Source organism: Clostridium sp. (assembly GCF_017888565.1).
In the GTDB taxonomy this organism is placed as follows: domain Bacteria; phylum Bacillota; class Clostridia; order Clostridiales; family Clostridiaceae; genus Clostridium.
Genome location: NZ_JAGHFX010000029.1, coordinates 1 through 17,295, shown reverse-complemented (window position 1 = coordinate 17,295; position 17,295 = coordinate 1). Strand labels below are relative to the sequence as shown.

Genomic DNA, 17,295 nt, shown 5'->3' with positions numbered 1-17,295 from the left:
TTGTGCTTTATTGACATAAAAAATCACCCCATTATGTAGATTGTACACGACCTTTTATTGACTGTCTACATAATGGGGGTAAGACCAAAACGCGACCCCCTTTATAAAAAGGAGTTAACTTTTTTAATGAAATAAAGCTTACTTGAAATTGAATAAGTTTTATATTAAATAAACTTCTAAGATTGCGCCATTTGTAGATTTATTTAAATAAATCTTTTAAAACTTCTTGAATATTTTTATTTACTTTAATAACTTTTTCATTGTTATTTATGTTATCTATCCTTTTTCTATATCTAGTATACAAATAATTTATATAGTTTAAATTATCATTTATAGCAGAACAAAATATAAATATTACTAAAGGTGTTAGCTTAGGGACTTTCCATAATAAAACTCCTTTTAATTACTGATAATATATTATATTGATAGTTCAATATTATTGTTATATATTTAATTTTTAAATCCTTTTTTAAATCCTTTAATTAAATCATCAATGTCTTCTAGCCCTAATGAGACTCTAACTAATGTATCAGTTATACCCAATGCTTCTCGACTTTCTTTTGGCATCGCAGCATGACTCATTTTTATAGGATAAGATACAATTGTTTCTACTGCTCCTAAACTTACTGCCACAACTACATTTTCTACATTATTTAAAAAGAACTTAGCTTGTTCTAAATTTTGAAACTTAAATGATAATACTGCGCCTGGACCAAATGCTTGTTTATCATGAATTTTTTTATCTTTATGACCTTCTAGTCCAGGATAATATACACATTCAACAACATCTTGATTATTTAACCACTCGGCAAGTTTTAATGCATTTTTTTGTGATTCTTCCATCCTAACTTTTAATGTTTTTAATCCTCTAGATATTAAATAACAATCTTGTGGTGATAATATTGCTCCAAAGCTATTTTGTATCTGATATATTTCATCTGCAATAATTTTACTTTTTGTTACCGCAAAACCAGCAATAACATCGCTATGCCCACCAATAAACTTTGTAGCACTATGAACAACTATATCTGCTCCAAGATCTAAAGGTCTTTGAAGATATGGAGATAAGAAGGTATTATCTACAATTGTCAAAACTCCATGATTTTTTGCTATACTTATAGCACTACTTAAATCTGTTATTTTTAATAAAGGATTTGAAGGCGTTTCTAAATAAATGGCTTTAGTATTAGATTTTATTGCATTTTCTAATTCATTTAAATTTGATGCATCTACAAAAGTAAATTCTATATTAAACCTATTAAATAATTTTGTAATAGCCCTATATGTTCCTCCATAAACATCTGATGATACCACTAGGTGATCTCCAGATGAAAATATACTTATTACTGAACATATTGCAGCTACTCCAGATGAAAATGCAAAAGCATAATTACCATTTTCTAATTTTGCGAAATCTTTTTCTAATAAATTTCTTGTTGGATTACCTGACCTAGCATAATCATACTCTCCAAAATTATCTATATCAAATTGATGAAATGTAGAACTTTGGTATATTGGTAATGTTACTGATCCACTTTGCTTTTCTATGCTATTTTCTCCATGTAATAACTTAGTTCCAAATTTCATTTTTATTCCCCCAATACTCTTTCTAAATCCTTTATTAAATCATTTATATTTTCTATACCAACTGAAAGCCTAAGTAATTTTTCATCCACTCCTAATCGATCCTTTAAATCCTTTGGCATTTCAGAATGGGTCTGAGTATGAGGATAAGTAATTAATGTTTCAACACCACCTAAGCTTTCTGCAAAAGATATAACTTCTAATTTCTTTAATATTTTAGGTATCATAGTAATATCCTTTACCCTAAAAGAAATCATAGATCCAAATCCTGTAGCCTGCAAAGAATTTACCTCATATCCTACATGATCTTTAAGCCCTACATAATATACTTTTTCTATATTCTTATTTTTTCTAAGATAATTTGATAGCATAATTGCATTTTCCTGTGATTTTTCTAATCTAATGTGCAATGTTTTTAAACCTCTTAATATTAACCAAGAATCGAATGATGACAATGTAGCTCCAGTTGAGTTTTGAATTACTTTTAATTTTTTCAATAAATTTTCGTTATTCGAAACAATAAACCCAGCTAAAACATCATTATGCCCACCTAAAAATTTAGTTCCACTATGGATTACAATATCAGCACCTAATAAAAGTGGCTTTTGAAAATATGGAGTTAAAAATGTATTATCCACAATTAATATTAAGTCCTTTATTCTACAAATATCACTAATCAATGATATATTACTAACTCTCATTAATGGATTAGATGGCGTTTCTATAAAAATACCTTTAGTATTTTCTTTTATTTCATCTTCTATCTTACTTATTTCAGAAGTATCTACAAATGAAGATTTAATTCCATATATACTATAAATATCATTAAATAATCTAAAAGTTCCACCATATAGATCTTCTGAAACTATAATGTGATCTCCCGGTCTAAATAAATGTATGCAAGCTGTTATTGCTGAAACCCCAGTAGAAAAAGCTAATGCACCTAAGCCTCTCTCTAATAAATTTAATGTTTTCTCAACTTCTTCTCTTGTAGGATTATTTGTTCTTGAATAATCATATCCAGTACTTTTATTTAGCTCTGGATGCCTAAACGTAGCACTTTGATATATTGGATAACTTATTGCCCCAGTTATGTTATCTCCACCACTTGCACCTCTTACTGATAAAGTTTCGAATTGTAAATTATAATTTTTTTGTGTCATTCTATAGCCCCCTTTTGAAATAAAAAAAAGAATTCTTCCAAAAAAGAAAGAATTCTTATATACAAAATTATTTAATTGTACAATTTACTCTTATTTTTCAGATTATCTGTTGGAATTAGCACCACACTAAGTAAAATTATACTTTAGTAGGTTGCCGGGTTTCTTAGGGCCAGTCCCTCCACCACTCTTAATAAGATTTATTTAGTTGTTATAATAATTATATAGTATAAACCATTTTATGGCAACATAAATTTTGAAAGGATAAAGCATTTACCTATAGTTCTTTTTATTTTATACTTTTCTTAAAATTTATCCAGTTTCTTTTATTTAAATAACGGATAAATAAAATTAATCTTTCATCAATAGGTTCACACTTTTCTCCGAACTTTTTTCTCATTTTTTCAACTATTTGAAGAATATTTTTATCACCATCAATTAATCTCCAGACTTCACTTCCTAATTCATCTAGTTCTATATCAGTAATATCAGGCTTTTTAAATAGCTTTCTAGCCATTTTCTCTATTAATTTATCATGATGAAATATTAAATATACTCTGTTGTTTTTTTCCTCAAAGGTTTTATGATTTTTTACTGGTATATAAAGCAAGAAATTTTCTTGTTTTTTAGTTCTATTATTAAACATTATTATTCTCCAATAATTTAATTAGCCTTACTTTCCTTTTTCTTATCACTTATAATATATTTATATACTAAATAAGTTAGAATTAAAAACATAACTAAAGCAAACTCTTTACTTTCAGCTAATACAGGTAATAACTTTGGTCCTATGCCAACAACTTCATTAAGTCCAAAACCTGTTAAGCCTGCTACTAAAATACCAATTAAAGCATCTCCAGCAACTAATCCTGATGATATTAATATGCCTTTTTCAACTTTTTCTTTCTTTACTTCTTCATTATTTTTAAACTTCTTATCTACTATTACTCTAACTATACCACCAGCTAAAATACCAACACTTAAATTTATTGGTAAGTATATACCTAATGCAACTGGTAATACAGGTAGTCCTAATATTTCAATTGCAATACCTATTGCAGCTCCTACTAGAACTAAAGTCCATGGTAATTGTGCATCCATAACACCTTGTACGACCATTGACATTAGAGTCGCTTGTGGTGCAGGAAGACCAGCTTCTCCACCAATACCATAAATATTGATTAGTAATAGCATTGCTGCTCCTCCAGCAATTGCTGATACTATTAATCCAATAATTAATCCAATTTCTATATTCTTAGGAGTTCCCCCTAAAATAAATGTAGTTTTTAAAGCTTGAGAGGTTCCTCCGGCAACAGCAGTTGCAACACAAGCTATAGCACCAGCAAGTAAAGCCATTATCATACCTCTATTGCCAACAACTCCAATAGATTTTAAAATTCCAGTTATAAACAATAAAGTTGCTATTGTCATACCAGATACTGGATTGTTAGATGCTCCAATAATTCCGCATATTCTTGCAGATACAACAGAAAATAAAAATGAAAATAATACTGATAATAAAGCTCCTACCGGATGAATCCCTGTAATCGGTAACAACCATGATAATAAAAATACTAGTGTAGCTCCTCCAATTACCCAAGTCATCGGTAAGTCTTTATCTGTTCTTTTTATATTTTCCCCTGAAGCCTTCATTCCTGAAAAAGCAGCTTTCATTGATTTAACTATTATTGGAATCGATTTTCCAAGGCTTATAAATCCTCCTGCTGCAACAGCTCCAGCGCCGATATATCTTATATACTCTCCCCTTATAGCGCTTGCAGTCATTTCTGCAATTGGAACAGTTGCTGGGAAAACTGCTGATGCAGCTCCATCACCAAAGAATTTAATTAATGGTATAAGCCCAAAATAAGCAATGGCACCGCCTGCAAACATATAAAGAGCCGCTTCTATTCCAACTATAAATCCTACACCTAGAAGTGAAGCTAAAGCATCAACACCAAACATACTTTGAAATATAGATTTGCCATTTTGTGATATATTTATCATCCATGTTGGACTTTCAGACCATAATAATAAACCACCTGATAAAAATTTATATATTCCACCACCAGTTAAACCAGTTATAACACTTTTAAGTCCAGTCCCACCTACTGTTGAGTTAACAAGAACTTCAGATGCAGCCATACTTTCTGGGAAGGCTAGTTTTCCGTGTTCTTCAACCATTAGATATTTTCTTAGAGGAATAACAAATAAAACTCCTAAGATTCCCCCTAGTATAGTAATAGTAACTATTTGTAATAATGTAATATTTCCATTCCATATAACAATAGCAGGTAATGTAAATACAATCCCCCCAGCTAAAGATTCTCCTATTCCTGCTATTCCCGCTACCATATTTGATTCTAAAATACTTTTTCGTCCAAAGGCATATAGTAGGGCTGTCCCAAGTATTGATGTAGGTATTATAGCAGCAATAGTCATCCCTACCTTTAATGCTAAATATACGTTTGCAGCTGCAAAAACTGCTGCAAATATACATCCAACTATTATGGATGCAATAGTTAATTCTGGCAACGCATCCTTAACTGAAACATAAGGCGTGTAATTTTCTCCATTTACTCCACCATAAGCTTCATGAGAAAGCTTATTTTTTTGTGACATAATGATTCCTCCCTAAATTAAATTACTTAATTTTAATTTTTATAAGTCACATTGTATTGTATATTCTAGCAATTTTTTTGTTTCTTTTGGCAAAAATTTATTGACTTTCCTTTTCTCACTCTACTAATTATCACCCTCATTATATACTATTATTTTCTAAAAATTCTAAAAATTTTCTCCTTTCAGAATAATTATACATTTGTTGATAAAAAGAGTAAATAGAATGATTGTTAAAGTTGATTATTACTTTTTTTTGACATAATAATTTTTATATGGCGTTAATTCTATATTTAAGATAAAATAAGTTGAGAAGAAATAGTTTATTTCGGAGGAAATCATATGAAAAACAAATTTAAAAAAATAGTATTAAATAATTGGCTATTTATACTTATGGTATTGATAGTTCAAGCAAAATCCATGCTTTTACTGTCAATGCTTAGAACTACAAATTCATCTAGTATAAATTTTGCCACTATGTATTTTGGGGTTCCTGCTATAGGCGCACATTTAATTATAATAACATTAATATTAAGCATTATGTTCTTATTTAAATACAAAGGTAAAATTTGGTCAGCATTAATAATTGATGTACTTATTACAGTATTATTTATTGCAGATATATGGTACTACAGAAATAATGGAACATTCTTATCAATTAGACATTTGCTTCATCCAGAAATATTTAATCCTATTGGTAAGAGTTTAATAAACTTTAGAGCTGTAGATTTATTATTTGTTATAGATTTTATAGTATTCTTTATCTTATTTAAATTTGATAAATTAAGAAAGTACAACGATAATTCAAGATTATCATTAAGAATTCTAAAAACTGCTATAGTATTTTCATTAAGTGCAGTTATTATTTTTATTTCTCACTATATAATTGATATAAAAGGTAAAATACCGGGACAATCATTTTTAAGATTATCTTGGGCTCCTTTTCAAACATTTAGTGATATGAGCCCCTTAGGATATCATGGATTTGACTTAAAATACTTTATAGGAAGAAATAAAGAATTATCAAATTCAGATGTTAGTGATGTACAAGCTTGGCTTGATAATAATAAAGAAGATATTCCAGATAATGAATATTTCGGAATGCTTAAGGATAAAAACTTAATTGCAATTCAAGTTGAGTCCTTAGAAAACTTTGTTATCAATCAAAAGGTTTATGGCCAAGAAATTACACCTACTTTAAATAAATTACTTTCTGAAAGTTTATATTTTGATAATATTTATGAACAAAATAATTCTGGTACTAGTTCTGATTGTGATTTGATGGTTAATACATCTATTTTCCCTATCAGAGCGACTAGTACGTTCCCAACATATCCTTGGACCAAATATAATAGTTTACAAAATATATTAAATAGCGAAGGATATACAACAATTTCAACTCATGCAGAATTACCTGGAAGTTGGAACTGGGCAGAACCTCATAAATCTTTTGGTGCCGATAAATTGTGGGATATAAATGAATTTAATATTGATGAAGTGATTGGACCAGGGTTATCTGATGAATCATACTTAAAACAAATTGCAGATAAGATTAAATCAGAAAGTCAACCATTTTATACTTTCATTGCTACTTTAACAAGTCATGGTCCATTTGAAATGCCAGAAGATAAAAAATTATTAGATCTACCTAAGGAATTAGACGATAATATGTTAGGAGGATATTTCCAAAGTGTAAGGTACGCAGATGAAGCAATAAAACTTTTTATTGAAGAACTTGAAAAGAATGGCCAATTAGATAATACAGTTTTAATGATATATGGAGATCATGGTGGTGTTCATAAATTCTATGAAGAAGAAATAAAAGATGCTCCATTAAATGAAGACTGGTGGCAAGAAAATGATAAGAAAATACCTTTTATAATTTATAATAAAAATATAAAAGCTACTACTATTTCTAAAGCAGGTGGACAAGTAGATTTCTTACCTACAATTTCTTATCTTTTAGGTGTTGAAAGATCTAAATTTGATAATACATCTATGGGTAGAGTTCTAGTTAATACAAATAGAAATGCAACAATATTAAACAATGGAGATATTATTGGTACTCCAAAAGATGCAAATGAAGAAAAACATTTAAAAGATGTATTTAAAATTGCAGATAATATAATTGAAGGAAATTACTTTAACATTATTGATAAATAAAACTTTAAAAATGCATAAAAATACTGCCTATATTCTATTTACTTGGCAGTATTTTTTATTACTTCAAATTTATTTTTAATAAAGTCTTATTCAATTTTATAATTAAAAATTATTGTTATCCCATTAACCTCTTTTAAAACATTACTAATCAATTAATTCATGATATAATATATATATTATTTACTAATTATACATTATTTTACTTTAGAAGGTGATTGTTATAAAAAAAATTTATATCCTATCAATACTTAATATCCTTACTCTTTTTCTAACTAAAGAAGTATTTTTTATTTTTCTTATAAACTTACTATATATTCCTTTTTTATATGATGATTTTTAATAAATGTAAATAAGTATTCATTATTAAAAGTTGAATCGTTTAAAAAAGTTATTATTTCATATTTTAATCACTTTAAACTTAATTCTATTGAATTAGAGATAGTATTTGAAAATTTTTAGGGTTTTCAATATTAAATATATTTATAAAAAATTTGATTAATAATACTATTAAAGAATATGTTTTTTCAATAGTATTTTTAAGTATAGCCTTATTTTTAATATTTTGGGCAAATAGAAATATTAAAAAGTTTTTTATTCTTGAATTTTCTATAGTTTATTAATTTCTATTTTTAAAATTACTGGGTAATTTATCAAAATAAATTAGATATACAGATATATTTTATTTTCTAAACTTTATATAAGAAATCATAATTGTAAAAAATGCTCCAATCAAAATAAAAATAGAAAATACTACCCCAAAATTACCTTTTTTACTTTTATTATAATTAGCTTCGTTATTTACCTCTTCATTATTTATACTAACTTTATTTTGAGCTTTACTATTACTTGAATCATTAATATCTTTATTTTCATCTTTCAATAAGACGTTTTTTAATGTTTCCTTTGATCCTCCAAGTTCTTCTTCTACGACTTCTCCTATATTCTCAAGAATTTCTTTATTTTCAATATTTCCTAATACTTCTTTGGCTAATAATTGAGTATTATTTTTATAAAACTCAAAGTATTTTCCCAAATCATTTATATTCCCATTAAATATTACATCATTTTTATTTTTGTCTTTAAGGTTAAAATTTCCGTCCTTAAAACTGAAATCTATATTAAGATTTAAATTATTAGCGATTGAGGTTATTTCTTTATATATATTTACTAATTCGCTTATTTTAAAATCCTTAATACTGATTTTACCTTTAATATTTTCTGATAACTCTTTGCCCTTATCTACTACTTCCTCAATCTCTTGCTTACTTATATCTAGATTATTCATATATTCCACAAAATTTTCGCTATTTAATCCTATAGATTGAATATCCTTTGATGTGTTTGCAGAAACTCTTATTATATCACTTATTAGAAAAATACTTATCGCTAAAATTATAATTGCTATCTTTTTACTAACTTTCATAGCCTATTCCCCCTTATCTTTAACTATTTAAATTATTGACAAGCAGGCGTTATTTTTAATCATTTCGAATTAATTTTCTTAATATAAGTTTTTAAAATTAATAATAATTTTAAATAAGACTATAAAACTATTTTTTACTATATTAGCTTTGAACCAAAATAAAGATATCAAGTATAATTTTATAAATTATACTTTTAAAGTTACATATATAAAAAAACTCAAATAAAAGTTTAGAAACCTTTATTTGAGTTTTTTTATTCTAAGATTGATTTTTTTATTCTAAGTTAAATACCAAAAATCTTTATTCTTTTCCATTAAATCATCTAATACAGCTTTAGCCTTTTCAGGATTTACAATAGTTCTATTTAAAGTTAATGCTTGTAATGCCTTAGTATAATTTTTTTCTAAGAATGCTTCAACTGTAAGAAGTTCATATGCATGTTGTCCTTCCATTAATCCTTTATAAAATGGCTTGATTTCTCCATATTTATAAGGATGTGCTCCATCCTTTCCTACTGTTCCTGAAACTTCAACTATAGCATCTTTACTGAAATTAGTTATAATGTCATTGTTTCTACTCATAAGGATAAATTCATTATGAAGATCATAAGCTATAGATTCAGCAAGTTCAATCATTAAGTCTCCAAAAACACTATTTGTAATTATTTCAACATCATCTATTGAATTAGCATTAGTAGCTTTAGAACATATATCCCAAACTTCTTTTTCTCTTGAGTCCTTTGCTTCATCTGCTCTTGTATAATTAGGATCACTTTCAGCTACTATTTCCTCTGCAAAGAAATAATATTGAAGATAAGTTGTTGGAATATATTCATCAAAGAAGTTCATATATTTATTTACTCTTAAGTATGTATCAAGCCAAGATTTAGAACGTTGCTCTGCATTATAAGGTTTAAAGTCATAATCTCTTAAATAAGTTCTTAATTTATCGAAATAATCATTTCCATCTACATCTTTAAGCTCTGTAAACCATCCAAAGTGATTTAATCCAAAGTAAGTAGCTCTTAAATCTTTTTGCTCAACTCCTAATATTTTAGCGTAAGATCTCATAAGTGAATATGGTTGATCACACAAATTTAAGATTCTCTTATCATCTGGAAAGACTTTATCAAGGCCTAATGCAACTATTGCAGCAGGATTTGTATAATTTAGTATCCATGTATCTTTTGAATGTTTACGAACCTGATTAACCATTTCTACCATTGCTCCAAGAGATCTCATTCCATAAGCAAAGCCTCCTGGTCCACAGGTCTCTTGTCCTACTAATCCATGCTTTAGTGGAATCTTTTCATCAAAGCTTCTCATATCATTTTTACCAACACGCATTTGGCAAAATACAAAATCAGTTTTTTCATATGCCACATCTGGATCTGTTGTAAAAACAACTTCTGTATCATTACAATAAGTTTTTAAAACTAATCTAATATAGTCTTCCATTTTTGATGTTCTTTCATTATCTATATCATAAAAAATGATTTTCTTTAGTGGAAATCTATCCTTTAATTTCACTAAACTTCCTACTAAGGCTGGAGTTCTAGCACTTCCTGCTCCAGTTATTGTGATTATATTACTACTTCTCATTATCTATCCCTCCGCTGTATTTATAATTTTAAAGTTTTCTTATTTTAAATTTTGTATATATTAATATTTTCTTGTTTTTAACTATTAAATTAACACATTATTACATATTACTTAATTCATCATCTACTGCATTTCTAACAAACTCAACTAAAGGCCCATAAACTATATGAATATGCTTAGATGCTGGGAAGAAGATTCCTGTACATCCAGATGTCTCTAAAAGCTTTTGGTCTACTATATTAACTTCACCTAAATCTATTCTTAATCGAGTTATACAGTTATCTACATTCTTTATATTTGACTTACCACCTAAAGCTTTTATAACTATTTTTGCTATTTCATCATATCTCTTTTCTTTTATAAGAGTATTATCTGCAGAAGGTGAATCTTCTCTTCCTGGAGTTTTTAAATCAAATTTTAAAATTGCCCATTTAAATACAAAGTAAATTACAACTGCTAAAATTAATCCAATTATTATAAAGCTAATCCAATGAGTATTTTCATAAAGTAGCCCAAATATTGCAAAATCGAAAACTGTACCTCTTATATATCCAATTGCAACATTGGCTAAAGATAATACAACTGCTCCAACACCTATAATACATGCATAAACTACATATAATAATGGTGCAATGAATACAAAGGAAAACTCTAACGGCTCTGTTACATTACCTAAAAGTGCTGTTAATATACAAGTAATCATTAATGATTTAACTAGTTTTTTATTTTCTTTATATGCTGTTTTATACATTGCAAGACCTATAGCTGGGAAAGCAAATAAAGTACACAACATTTGTTGTTGAGCCATAAATCTTGTTAGTGATGGCATCATACTCCAATATTCACTAGTTGGACCTTGATTAAATAAAACTTCATTTAATGTTGGAACAATACCTACAAAAGTTTCTCCATTTATTACATAAGATCCACCAGCTTCAGTAAATCTAAATAAAGCATTCCAAAGATGATGTAGTCCAAAAGGTATAAATAATCTTTCACCTGCTGCCGTAAAGAATGGACCTACTGGGCTTAAAAAAACTACTGATAACTTTGTTAGTAAAGCTACTAATACTTCCCATATAAATGGTATTGTTAAACCAATTACAACCATGATTCCCATTGTTATTATTGGAACCGATTTTTTACCTGAGAAGAATGCAAATGCAATTGGTAACTCAAGCTTATAGAATTTATCTGTTGCCCATGCAGCAACTAAACCTGTTACGATTCCTCCTAAAGCGTTTACATTCATAGTTTGTATTCCTAATACCTTAATTTGTCCAAATTGACTCATAACTTCTGGATCTGCTAGCTTTCCAGTTACAGTAAGCCAAACATTCATAGATATAATTAGAATTATATATCCTATAACTGATGCAAATACTGAAATTCCTTTGTCTTTTTTAGACATTCCATAAGCAACACCCATTGCAAACATTAATGGAATATTATCAAATACAGCACTTGCTATAGTTCTAATATTAACTAAAATAGTATTAAGTACTTCATTTCCTAAAAACGGAAATCTTGCTATCATATAAGATTGGACAAGGGCTCCCGTTATACCTAGGATCATTCCAACTGGTGCCATAACAGCAATTGGTAACAATAATGTTCTACCAAATTGTTGAATCTTTTGACTAAACTCTTTTGACATTTCGTCTTCCTCCATTTATTAAATTATACACTTATGAATACCTTTTCTTAAAAGAGCGCTCTTCTTAATAATCATTTTACGTTGTGCTTAGCAATGTTGCAATAACCTAAGGTGATACTCTTTTCTTTTATGAAGTCCAAGGTCACAAGAAATGACTTAGGTCATAAATAAAAATAACTCGCATTTTGCGAGCTATTTATAACTAAACTCCTTAATTGAATTTACTAACATCTCAATTACTATAAACATACCAATTCTAGATATACTATCATTAAACTTAGTTTCTGTATCATTAGAGACACAATGAAGAGTATAATCACTTATCTTTGACAATTCATTATTACCAAAAGAGGTTATTGCAATAGTTCTAGAGCCTTTAACTTTTGCAATATTAGCAACTTCTAATATTTTTTCTGTATTACCAGATAATGAAATTAAAATAACTAACTCATCACTTTCTAATGTATTTCCAACTAAAGTAAGTAAATTATAGTCTTTAACAAAAATACACTTAATTCCTAAAGTTAATAATAGATGATTTAAATAATATCCAGCTGCTTTACTTGTACCTCTTGCAAAAACATAGACGGTTTTTGCTTCAATGATTTCTCTAGAAATTTTTTTGTATAAATCAGCTTCTATAACTACAAAGGTTTTTTCAATATTTTGTTTTAATCCATATTGTAAATCTTCTAAAACCTTTATATCATCATCAGCACTATTATTTGATTTTAAATAATATTTTAAATCTGAAAATCCTTCAAATCCTAATTTTTGAGATAAATTAATAATTACAGTTTTAGAAGTAAATGTCTCCTTAGCTAAATCATTTATTTTCATTTTTATTACCTTCTGTTGATTAGCATAAATATATGTAAATACTTTCTGCTCACTATTAGTTAATTTGTTAAATAATTTAGCTAAATTCTCCATAAAAACTCCTTACTTTTTGAAACTACAAATTATATCACAAACTAAATCTACTATTCTTTTATCAAATACACTTGGAATAATATTTTCACTATTTAGTTTATCTTCATCTATGCATTTAGAAATTCCTTTAGCAACTTCTAGCTGCATTTCTGTAGTAATTTTATTAACACGTGCTTTTAAAGCTCCTTTTATTATTCCTGGAAAAACTAATAAATTATTTATTTGATTAGGATAATCACTTCTTCCGGTAGAAATAACCTTTACATTAGCTTCCTTAGCAACTTCAGGCATTATTTCTGGAATTGGATTAGCTAGTGCAAATATTATGGAATCTGAATTCATTGACATTGCCATTTCTTTTGTTAATATATTTCCTGCACTTACTCCTATAAATACATCTGAATTAACTAATGCATCTTTAAGACTCCCAGCTTTATTTTTATTGAACTTAATTGCACATTTTTCTTGATATTTATTACTTGCATTATCACTAGTGATTATACCATATCTATCACAAATTACAACATTATGAAATCCTGCATCGTAAATTAAATTAGCAATAGCAATTCCTGCCGCTCCAGCTCCATTTACTACTATCTTAATATCAAAATCCTTTTTAACAACCTTTTTAGCATTTAAAAGTGCAGCTAAAACAGCAATAGCAGTTCCATGCTGATCATCATGAAAAACAGGTATATCACAAATTTCATTTAGTTTTTCTTCAATTTCAAAGCAACGTGGTGCACTTATATCTTCTAAATTAATTGCACCAAAACTACCTTCTATTAATTTTATTGTATTAACTAATACCTCAACATCATTATTGTTAATACAAATAGGAAAAGCATCTACACCAGCAAATTCTTTAAATAACACACATTTTCCTTCCATAACAGGCATTGCAGCTAAAGGACCTATATTTCCAAGTCCTAATACAGCACTTCCATCGGTAATTACACCAACTAAGTTAGATCTTCTTGTATATTTATATGAAGCATCTTTATCCTTTTCAATTTCTAAACACGGATATGATACACCTGGAGTGTACGCAATTGTTAAATCTTCATTATTTTTTACAGGACACCTACTTATAACTTCTATTTTTCCTTTCCACATTTCGTGGGCTTGCAAACTTTTTTCTTTCATAAAATATCCCTCCTTCCTATGTATAATAGATTCTTTTTATGTTTCATTCAATAGAAATAACACATTTAAGACCTAAGTAATTTTTCAATAAACCTATTTATTAGCTGTATTTATAGGAATAAAATTTGTAGTGAACCTTTAAAGTTATCTTAAAATCTTTTTATAAAAATAAATTATTGAAAAAAATATATAATATACCAACAATTTGGAGTATTATTAGTATACATTTATTATATTGGGAGGATATTTAAATTGTTAGTATATATATGTTGTGCTGGAGGGGCAACCTCTAGCTTATTCTGCTCTAAAATCAAAAAAGCTTCAAAAGAAAATACCATTTTAGTTGATGATATTATGACAATTATATCAAATTTTAAAGACTACAATGAAAAATACAAATTTATACTTGCTTATGGTCCTGCTGAATTTATAAAAGAATCTTCTATAAAAGAATATAATCTGAATATTATAATTGACTTAATTTTAATTTGTCCTCAAGTAAGATACCTACTATCATCTATAAAAAAGCTTACATCACCTTATAATATAAATTGTGATGTTCTAGATATGAAAACATTTGGAACTATGAATGGAGAAAAAGCATTAAAAGATATAATGAAATATGCTGATCAAAATTAATTTAATAATCCTAATTAAATGCAGTTAACTTTTAATCGTAAACACAATTTTATTTAACAAGTCATAAAGAAAAAGAGAGTGAAATATTTATAACTATCTGATATATCTATAAATATTTCACTTTTATTTTTCATCATATTCAATTTTAATCCCATTAAATACATCTACCTTTAAATAAATATCATCTAAATTATCTAAAGTAACTTTTAATGTATCATCATCTATCCATTCAACGTCAATAAATTTATTAGTTAATCTAGTAGCAAGAAAAACATTTGGTGAATTTTTCAATAATATTTCGTTTATCTTATCTTCATAATATTTAGATTCAATAATAGATACTGCTGGTCTAAATGGAACAGTTGCTCCACCTCCAGTAAATGTATAAGTATAAGCAATATAATTACCATTAGGAGACTTATGCTCTTTTTAAATTTCAATAGGTTGTTTTGTGCAACCATATAGTAAAATTATATTTATTATAAAATATAATAAAATTAATAACTTATTTTTAGCTTACACATGGATAATCCATTCTTTCATAATATTAAAGACAAATATACTTAAAATACTTTTATAATAATATTATATTAAATTGAACTACTAACATAATATTTGTACATTTATAATAATTTTATATTACTATTCTTTATATATAGGAGGATTTTTAATGATTCTATAAAAATATCAAACACCTTTTCCATTATTTCCCAGAAAATATTTTTAATATATTTTACAAACTAAATAATGATTAAGCTAAAGTAAACTATTTTATTTTTCATAAATAGTGAGTAGTAATTAATTATTAATAAAAAAATCTCTATGTTTGATAACCAAAAATTTTAATTCAAAATCATAATTAAGATAAATAAAATTAAAAGAATTTACATTAAATTCAACCGTAACATAAATTACCTTTTATTATATTTAGGAATTTGTTTTTTTCACTATCATTTAAAAATACTTTAACAGGTACTATTGCAAATATATTAAAATTTTCTTTAAAGATAAAAATTCTTTTTTTATAAATTATTATGTTAGATATATCTTTAAAAATTAATTCACTTTTATTATCATTTTTTAAAATAACTATTTTATCATTTTTTAATTTTAATATTGTTTCATTATATAAATACTCATTATTAATATCTTTATCTTTAAACCTATGTCTTAATTCTATTTTAACAATAATAGGTAGAAGTACTAACCACACTAGTCCTAAAATTGTTACTATAATTAAAAACATATATTTATCCTCATAATTATATTTAAAATACCATATAGAAATTAGGAGTATTAGGAATATATACCCATATTTAAAAAAATAATTTTTAACTCTCCTATTCTTTAATTTAGTATTTAAATAAAAATTTAGTTCTATTAAATCGTCTACTGTATTTTTGTACTTTATTTTCACTTAATCACCTAATTAATAATATTTTTCATTTGCATATATAATTATATCAATTTATACCAAATTAATCTATGCCAATTTATTACAATCAAAGTGACAGTTCTCTAATTATGTTAATTCAATATTTTATTTCTATTTATCCTAAAACATTTATATACTTGTTATAATTTAATTTATTCTTTTAGCTATTTCTAAACCATATTTACTTAATAAATTCATATCTATATCATTATAAAACTCAAGAATTTGACTTAAAACTATATTAGTTTCAGTTTTATAGCTTAGAACTCTGCCTTTTGCTTCCCTTCTAAAATCACTCCAAGTCCAAAGGTGAGCAGTTCCACTAGTTGCTTTAAGCTCATATATATAATTATTAGATCTTAAAATATAATGTAATAAGGATAATCTTATATCATTTTTATCAGCTATAAATTCTTGAGGATAAGAATTTATAATTTTCTTTGTTTCTTCATCTAAATTATAATATTTTATATATAACTCTTTAAATTTTCCCATTGAAATACTCCATTTTTAATTCTGTTTATACTGTTATAGTATATATTATACCATCTTATTTATGAAATTAACTTTACTCTAATATGTTTCTATTAATTATTGCTTAGCTTAATATTACTTTTGTTATAACTTAAATTTATAAAATATAAATATATAAAAGCGCTGTAACAAAATAGGCTTCGATTTTATCCAATAAAAAGGGAAGTTCTAATTCAAGCTTTTATTTTTGCTAATATATAAATAATAGGTAAAAATTTTTTATTTTAATTGGAAAACGTATTCAAGTAAGTGAAATCAATGGTTTAAAAGGGAGTCGCGTTTTGGTCTGACCCCTAAAAAGTAGACATTGTTAAAAGGGATATATCATTGTGAATTACAAAAATGGCTTCGATATTTAATTGGAGCCATATTTTTTAACCTTTTTTGAAATCTAATATTA

At 26.6% G+C, this 17,295-nt stretch carries 14 protein-coding genes and 1 riboswitch; of the genes, 2 read left to right on the top strand and 12 right to left on the bottom strand.

The genetic code is table 11. The features are described 5' to 3' along the window. Positions 1 to 450: 450 nt before the first annotated feature. The 4 genes from J7M87_RS05280 to J7M87_RS05265 all read right to left on the bottom strand — a co-directional run bounded on the left by J7M87_RS05280 (position 451) and on the right by J7M87_RS05265 (position 5,366). Positions 451 to 1,587 carry an aminotransferase class I/II-fold pyridoxal phosphate-dependent enzyme gene (locus J7M87_RS05280; RefSeq protein WP_291649349.1) on the bottom strand — a complete coding sequence of 379 codons (1,137 nt, stop codon included), beginning with the start codon at positions 1,585 to 1,587 and terminating at the stop codon, positions 451 to 453. 2 nt (positions 1,588 to 1,589) lie between these two features. Beyond that, positions 1,590 to 2,747, bottom strand: coding sequence for a PLP-dependent aspartate aminotransferase family protein (locus J7M87_RS05275; protein ID WP_291649347.1), 1,158 nt, complete (start codon positions 2,745 to 2,747; stop codon positions 1,590 to 1,592). 87 nt (positions 2,748 to 2,834) lie between these two features. Then, positions 2,835 to 2,944, bottom strand: a riboswitch (SAM riboswitch). Positions 2,945 to 3,033: 89 nt separating this feature from the next. Continuing rightward, the gene (locus tag J7M87_RS05270; protein ID WP_291649345.1) at positions 3,034 to 3,390 is read right to left on the bottom strand and encodes a PqqD family protein; all 357 of its coding nucleotides are present in this window, start codon (positions 3,388 to 3,390) and stop codon (positions 3,034 to 3,036) included. Positions 3,391 to 3,407: 17 nt separating this feature from the next. Then, positions 3,408 to 5,366, bottom strand: coding sequence for an oligopeptide transporter, OPT family (locus J7M87_RS05265; protein ID WP_291649343.1), 1,959 nt, complete (start codon positions 5,364 to 5,366; stop codon positions 3,408 to 3,410). 339 nt (positions 5,367 to 5,705) lie between these two features. Between J7M87_RS05265 and J7M87_RS05260 the strand changes: the two genes are divergently transcribed. Continuing rightward, complete coding sequence (locus J7M87_RS05260) at positions 5,706 to 7,526, top strand: LTA synthase family protein (RefSeq protein WP_291649341.1); 1,821 nt, start codon at positions 5,706 to 5,708, stop codon at positions 7,524 to 7,526. A gap of 679 nt (positions 7,527 to 8,205) precedes the next feature. Here the strand turns inward: J7M87_RS05260 and J7M87_RS05255 are convergent. The 5 genes from J7M87_RS05255 to J7M87_RS05235 form a co-directional block, all read right to left on the bottom strand. Further along, positions 8,206 to 8,949, bottom strand: a complete 744-nt coding sequence (locus J7M87_RS05255; protein ID WP_291649339.1) for a hypothetical protein — start codon at positions 8,947 to 8,949, stop codon at positions 8,206 to 8,208. Positions 8,950 to 9,228: 279 nt separating this feature from the next. Further along, positions 9,229 to 10,551 (bottom strand): 6-phospho-alpha-glucosidase, encoded by a 1,323-nt coding sequence (locus tag J7M87_RS05250; protein ID WP_291649337.1) that lies wholly within the window; start codon positions 10,549 to 10,551, stop codon positions 9,229 to 9,231. 100 nt (positions 10,552 to 10,651) lie between these two features. Then, positions 10,652 to 12,208 carry a PTS transporter subunit EIIC gene (locus J7M87_RS05245; RefSeq protein ID WP_291649334.1) on the bottom strand — a complete coding sequence of 519 codons (1,557 nt, stop codon included), beginning with the start codon at positions 12,206 to 12,208 and terminating at the stop codon, positions 10,652 to 10,654. Positions 12,209 to 12,400: 192 nt separating this feature from the next. Beyond that, positions 12,401 to 13,141, bottom strand: coding sequence for a MurR/RpiR family transcriptional regulator (locus J7M87_RS05240; RefSeq protein ID WP_291649332.1), 741 nt, complete (start codon positions 13,139 to 13,141; stop codon positions 12,401 to 12,403). Positions 13,142 to 13,150: 9 nt separating this feature from the next. Next, positions 13,151 to 14,287 carry an NADP-dependent malic enzyme gene (locus tag J7M87_RS05235; protein ID WP_291649329.1) on the bottom strand — a complete coding sequence of 379 codons (1,137 nt, stop codon included), beginning with the start codon at positions 14,285 to 14,287 and terminating at the stop codon, positions 13,151 to 13,153. 252 nt (positions 14,288 to 14,539) lie between these two features. On the opposite strand from J7M87_RS05235, the gene J7M87_RS05230 reads away from it, so the two are divergent. Next, on the top strand, positions 14,540 to 14,926 hold the full coding sequence (locus J7M87_RS05230; RefSeq protein ID WP_291649328.1) for a hypothetical protein: 387 nt from the start codon (positions 14,540 to 14,542) through the stop codon (positions 14,924 to 14,926). A 123-nt stretch (positions 14,927 to 15,049) separates the two neighbouring features. Here the strand turns inward: J7M87_RS05230 and J7M87_RS05225 are convergent, their stop codons facing one another. From J7M87_RS05225 to J7M87_RS05215, 3 genes are all read right to left on the bottom strand, one after another. Then, complete coding sequence (locus tag J7M87_RS05225) at positions 15,050 to 15,217, bottom strand: hypothetical protein (RefSeq protein ID WP_291649327.1); 168 nt, start codon at positions 15,215 to 15,217, stop codon at positions 15,050 to 15,052. Positions 15,218 to 15,821: 604 nt separating this feature from the next. Continuing rightward, positions 15,822 to 16,172 carry a hypothetical protein gene (locus J7M87_RS05220; protein WP_291649326.1) on the bottom strand — a complete coding sequence of 117 codons (351 nt, stop codon included), beginning with the start codon at positions 16,170 to 16,172 and terminating at the stop codon, positions 15,822 to 15,824. Positions 16,173 to 16,508: 336 nt separating this feature from the next. After that, a complete protein-coding gene (locus tag J7M87_RS05215; RefSeq protein ID WP_291649325.1) occupies positions 16,509 to 16,856 on the bottom strand; it encodes a hypothetical protein in 348 nt (115 codons plus the stop codon). Positions 16,857 to 17,295 lie beyond the last annotated feature (439 nt).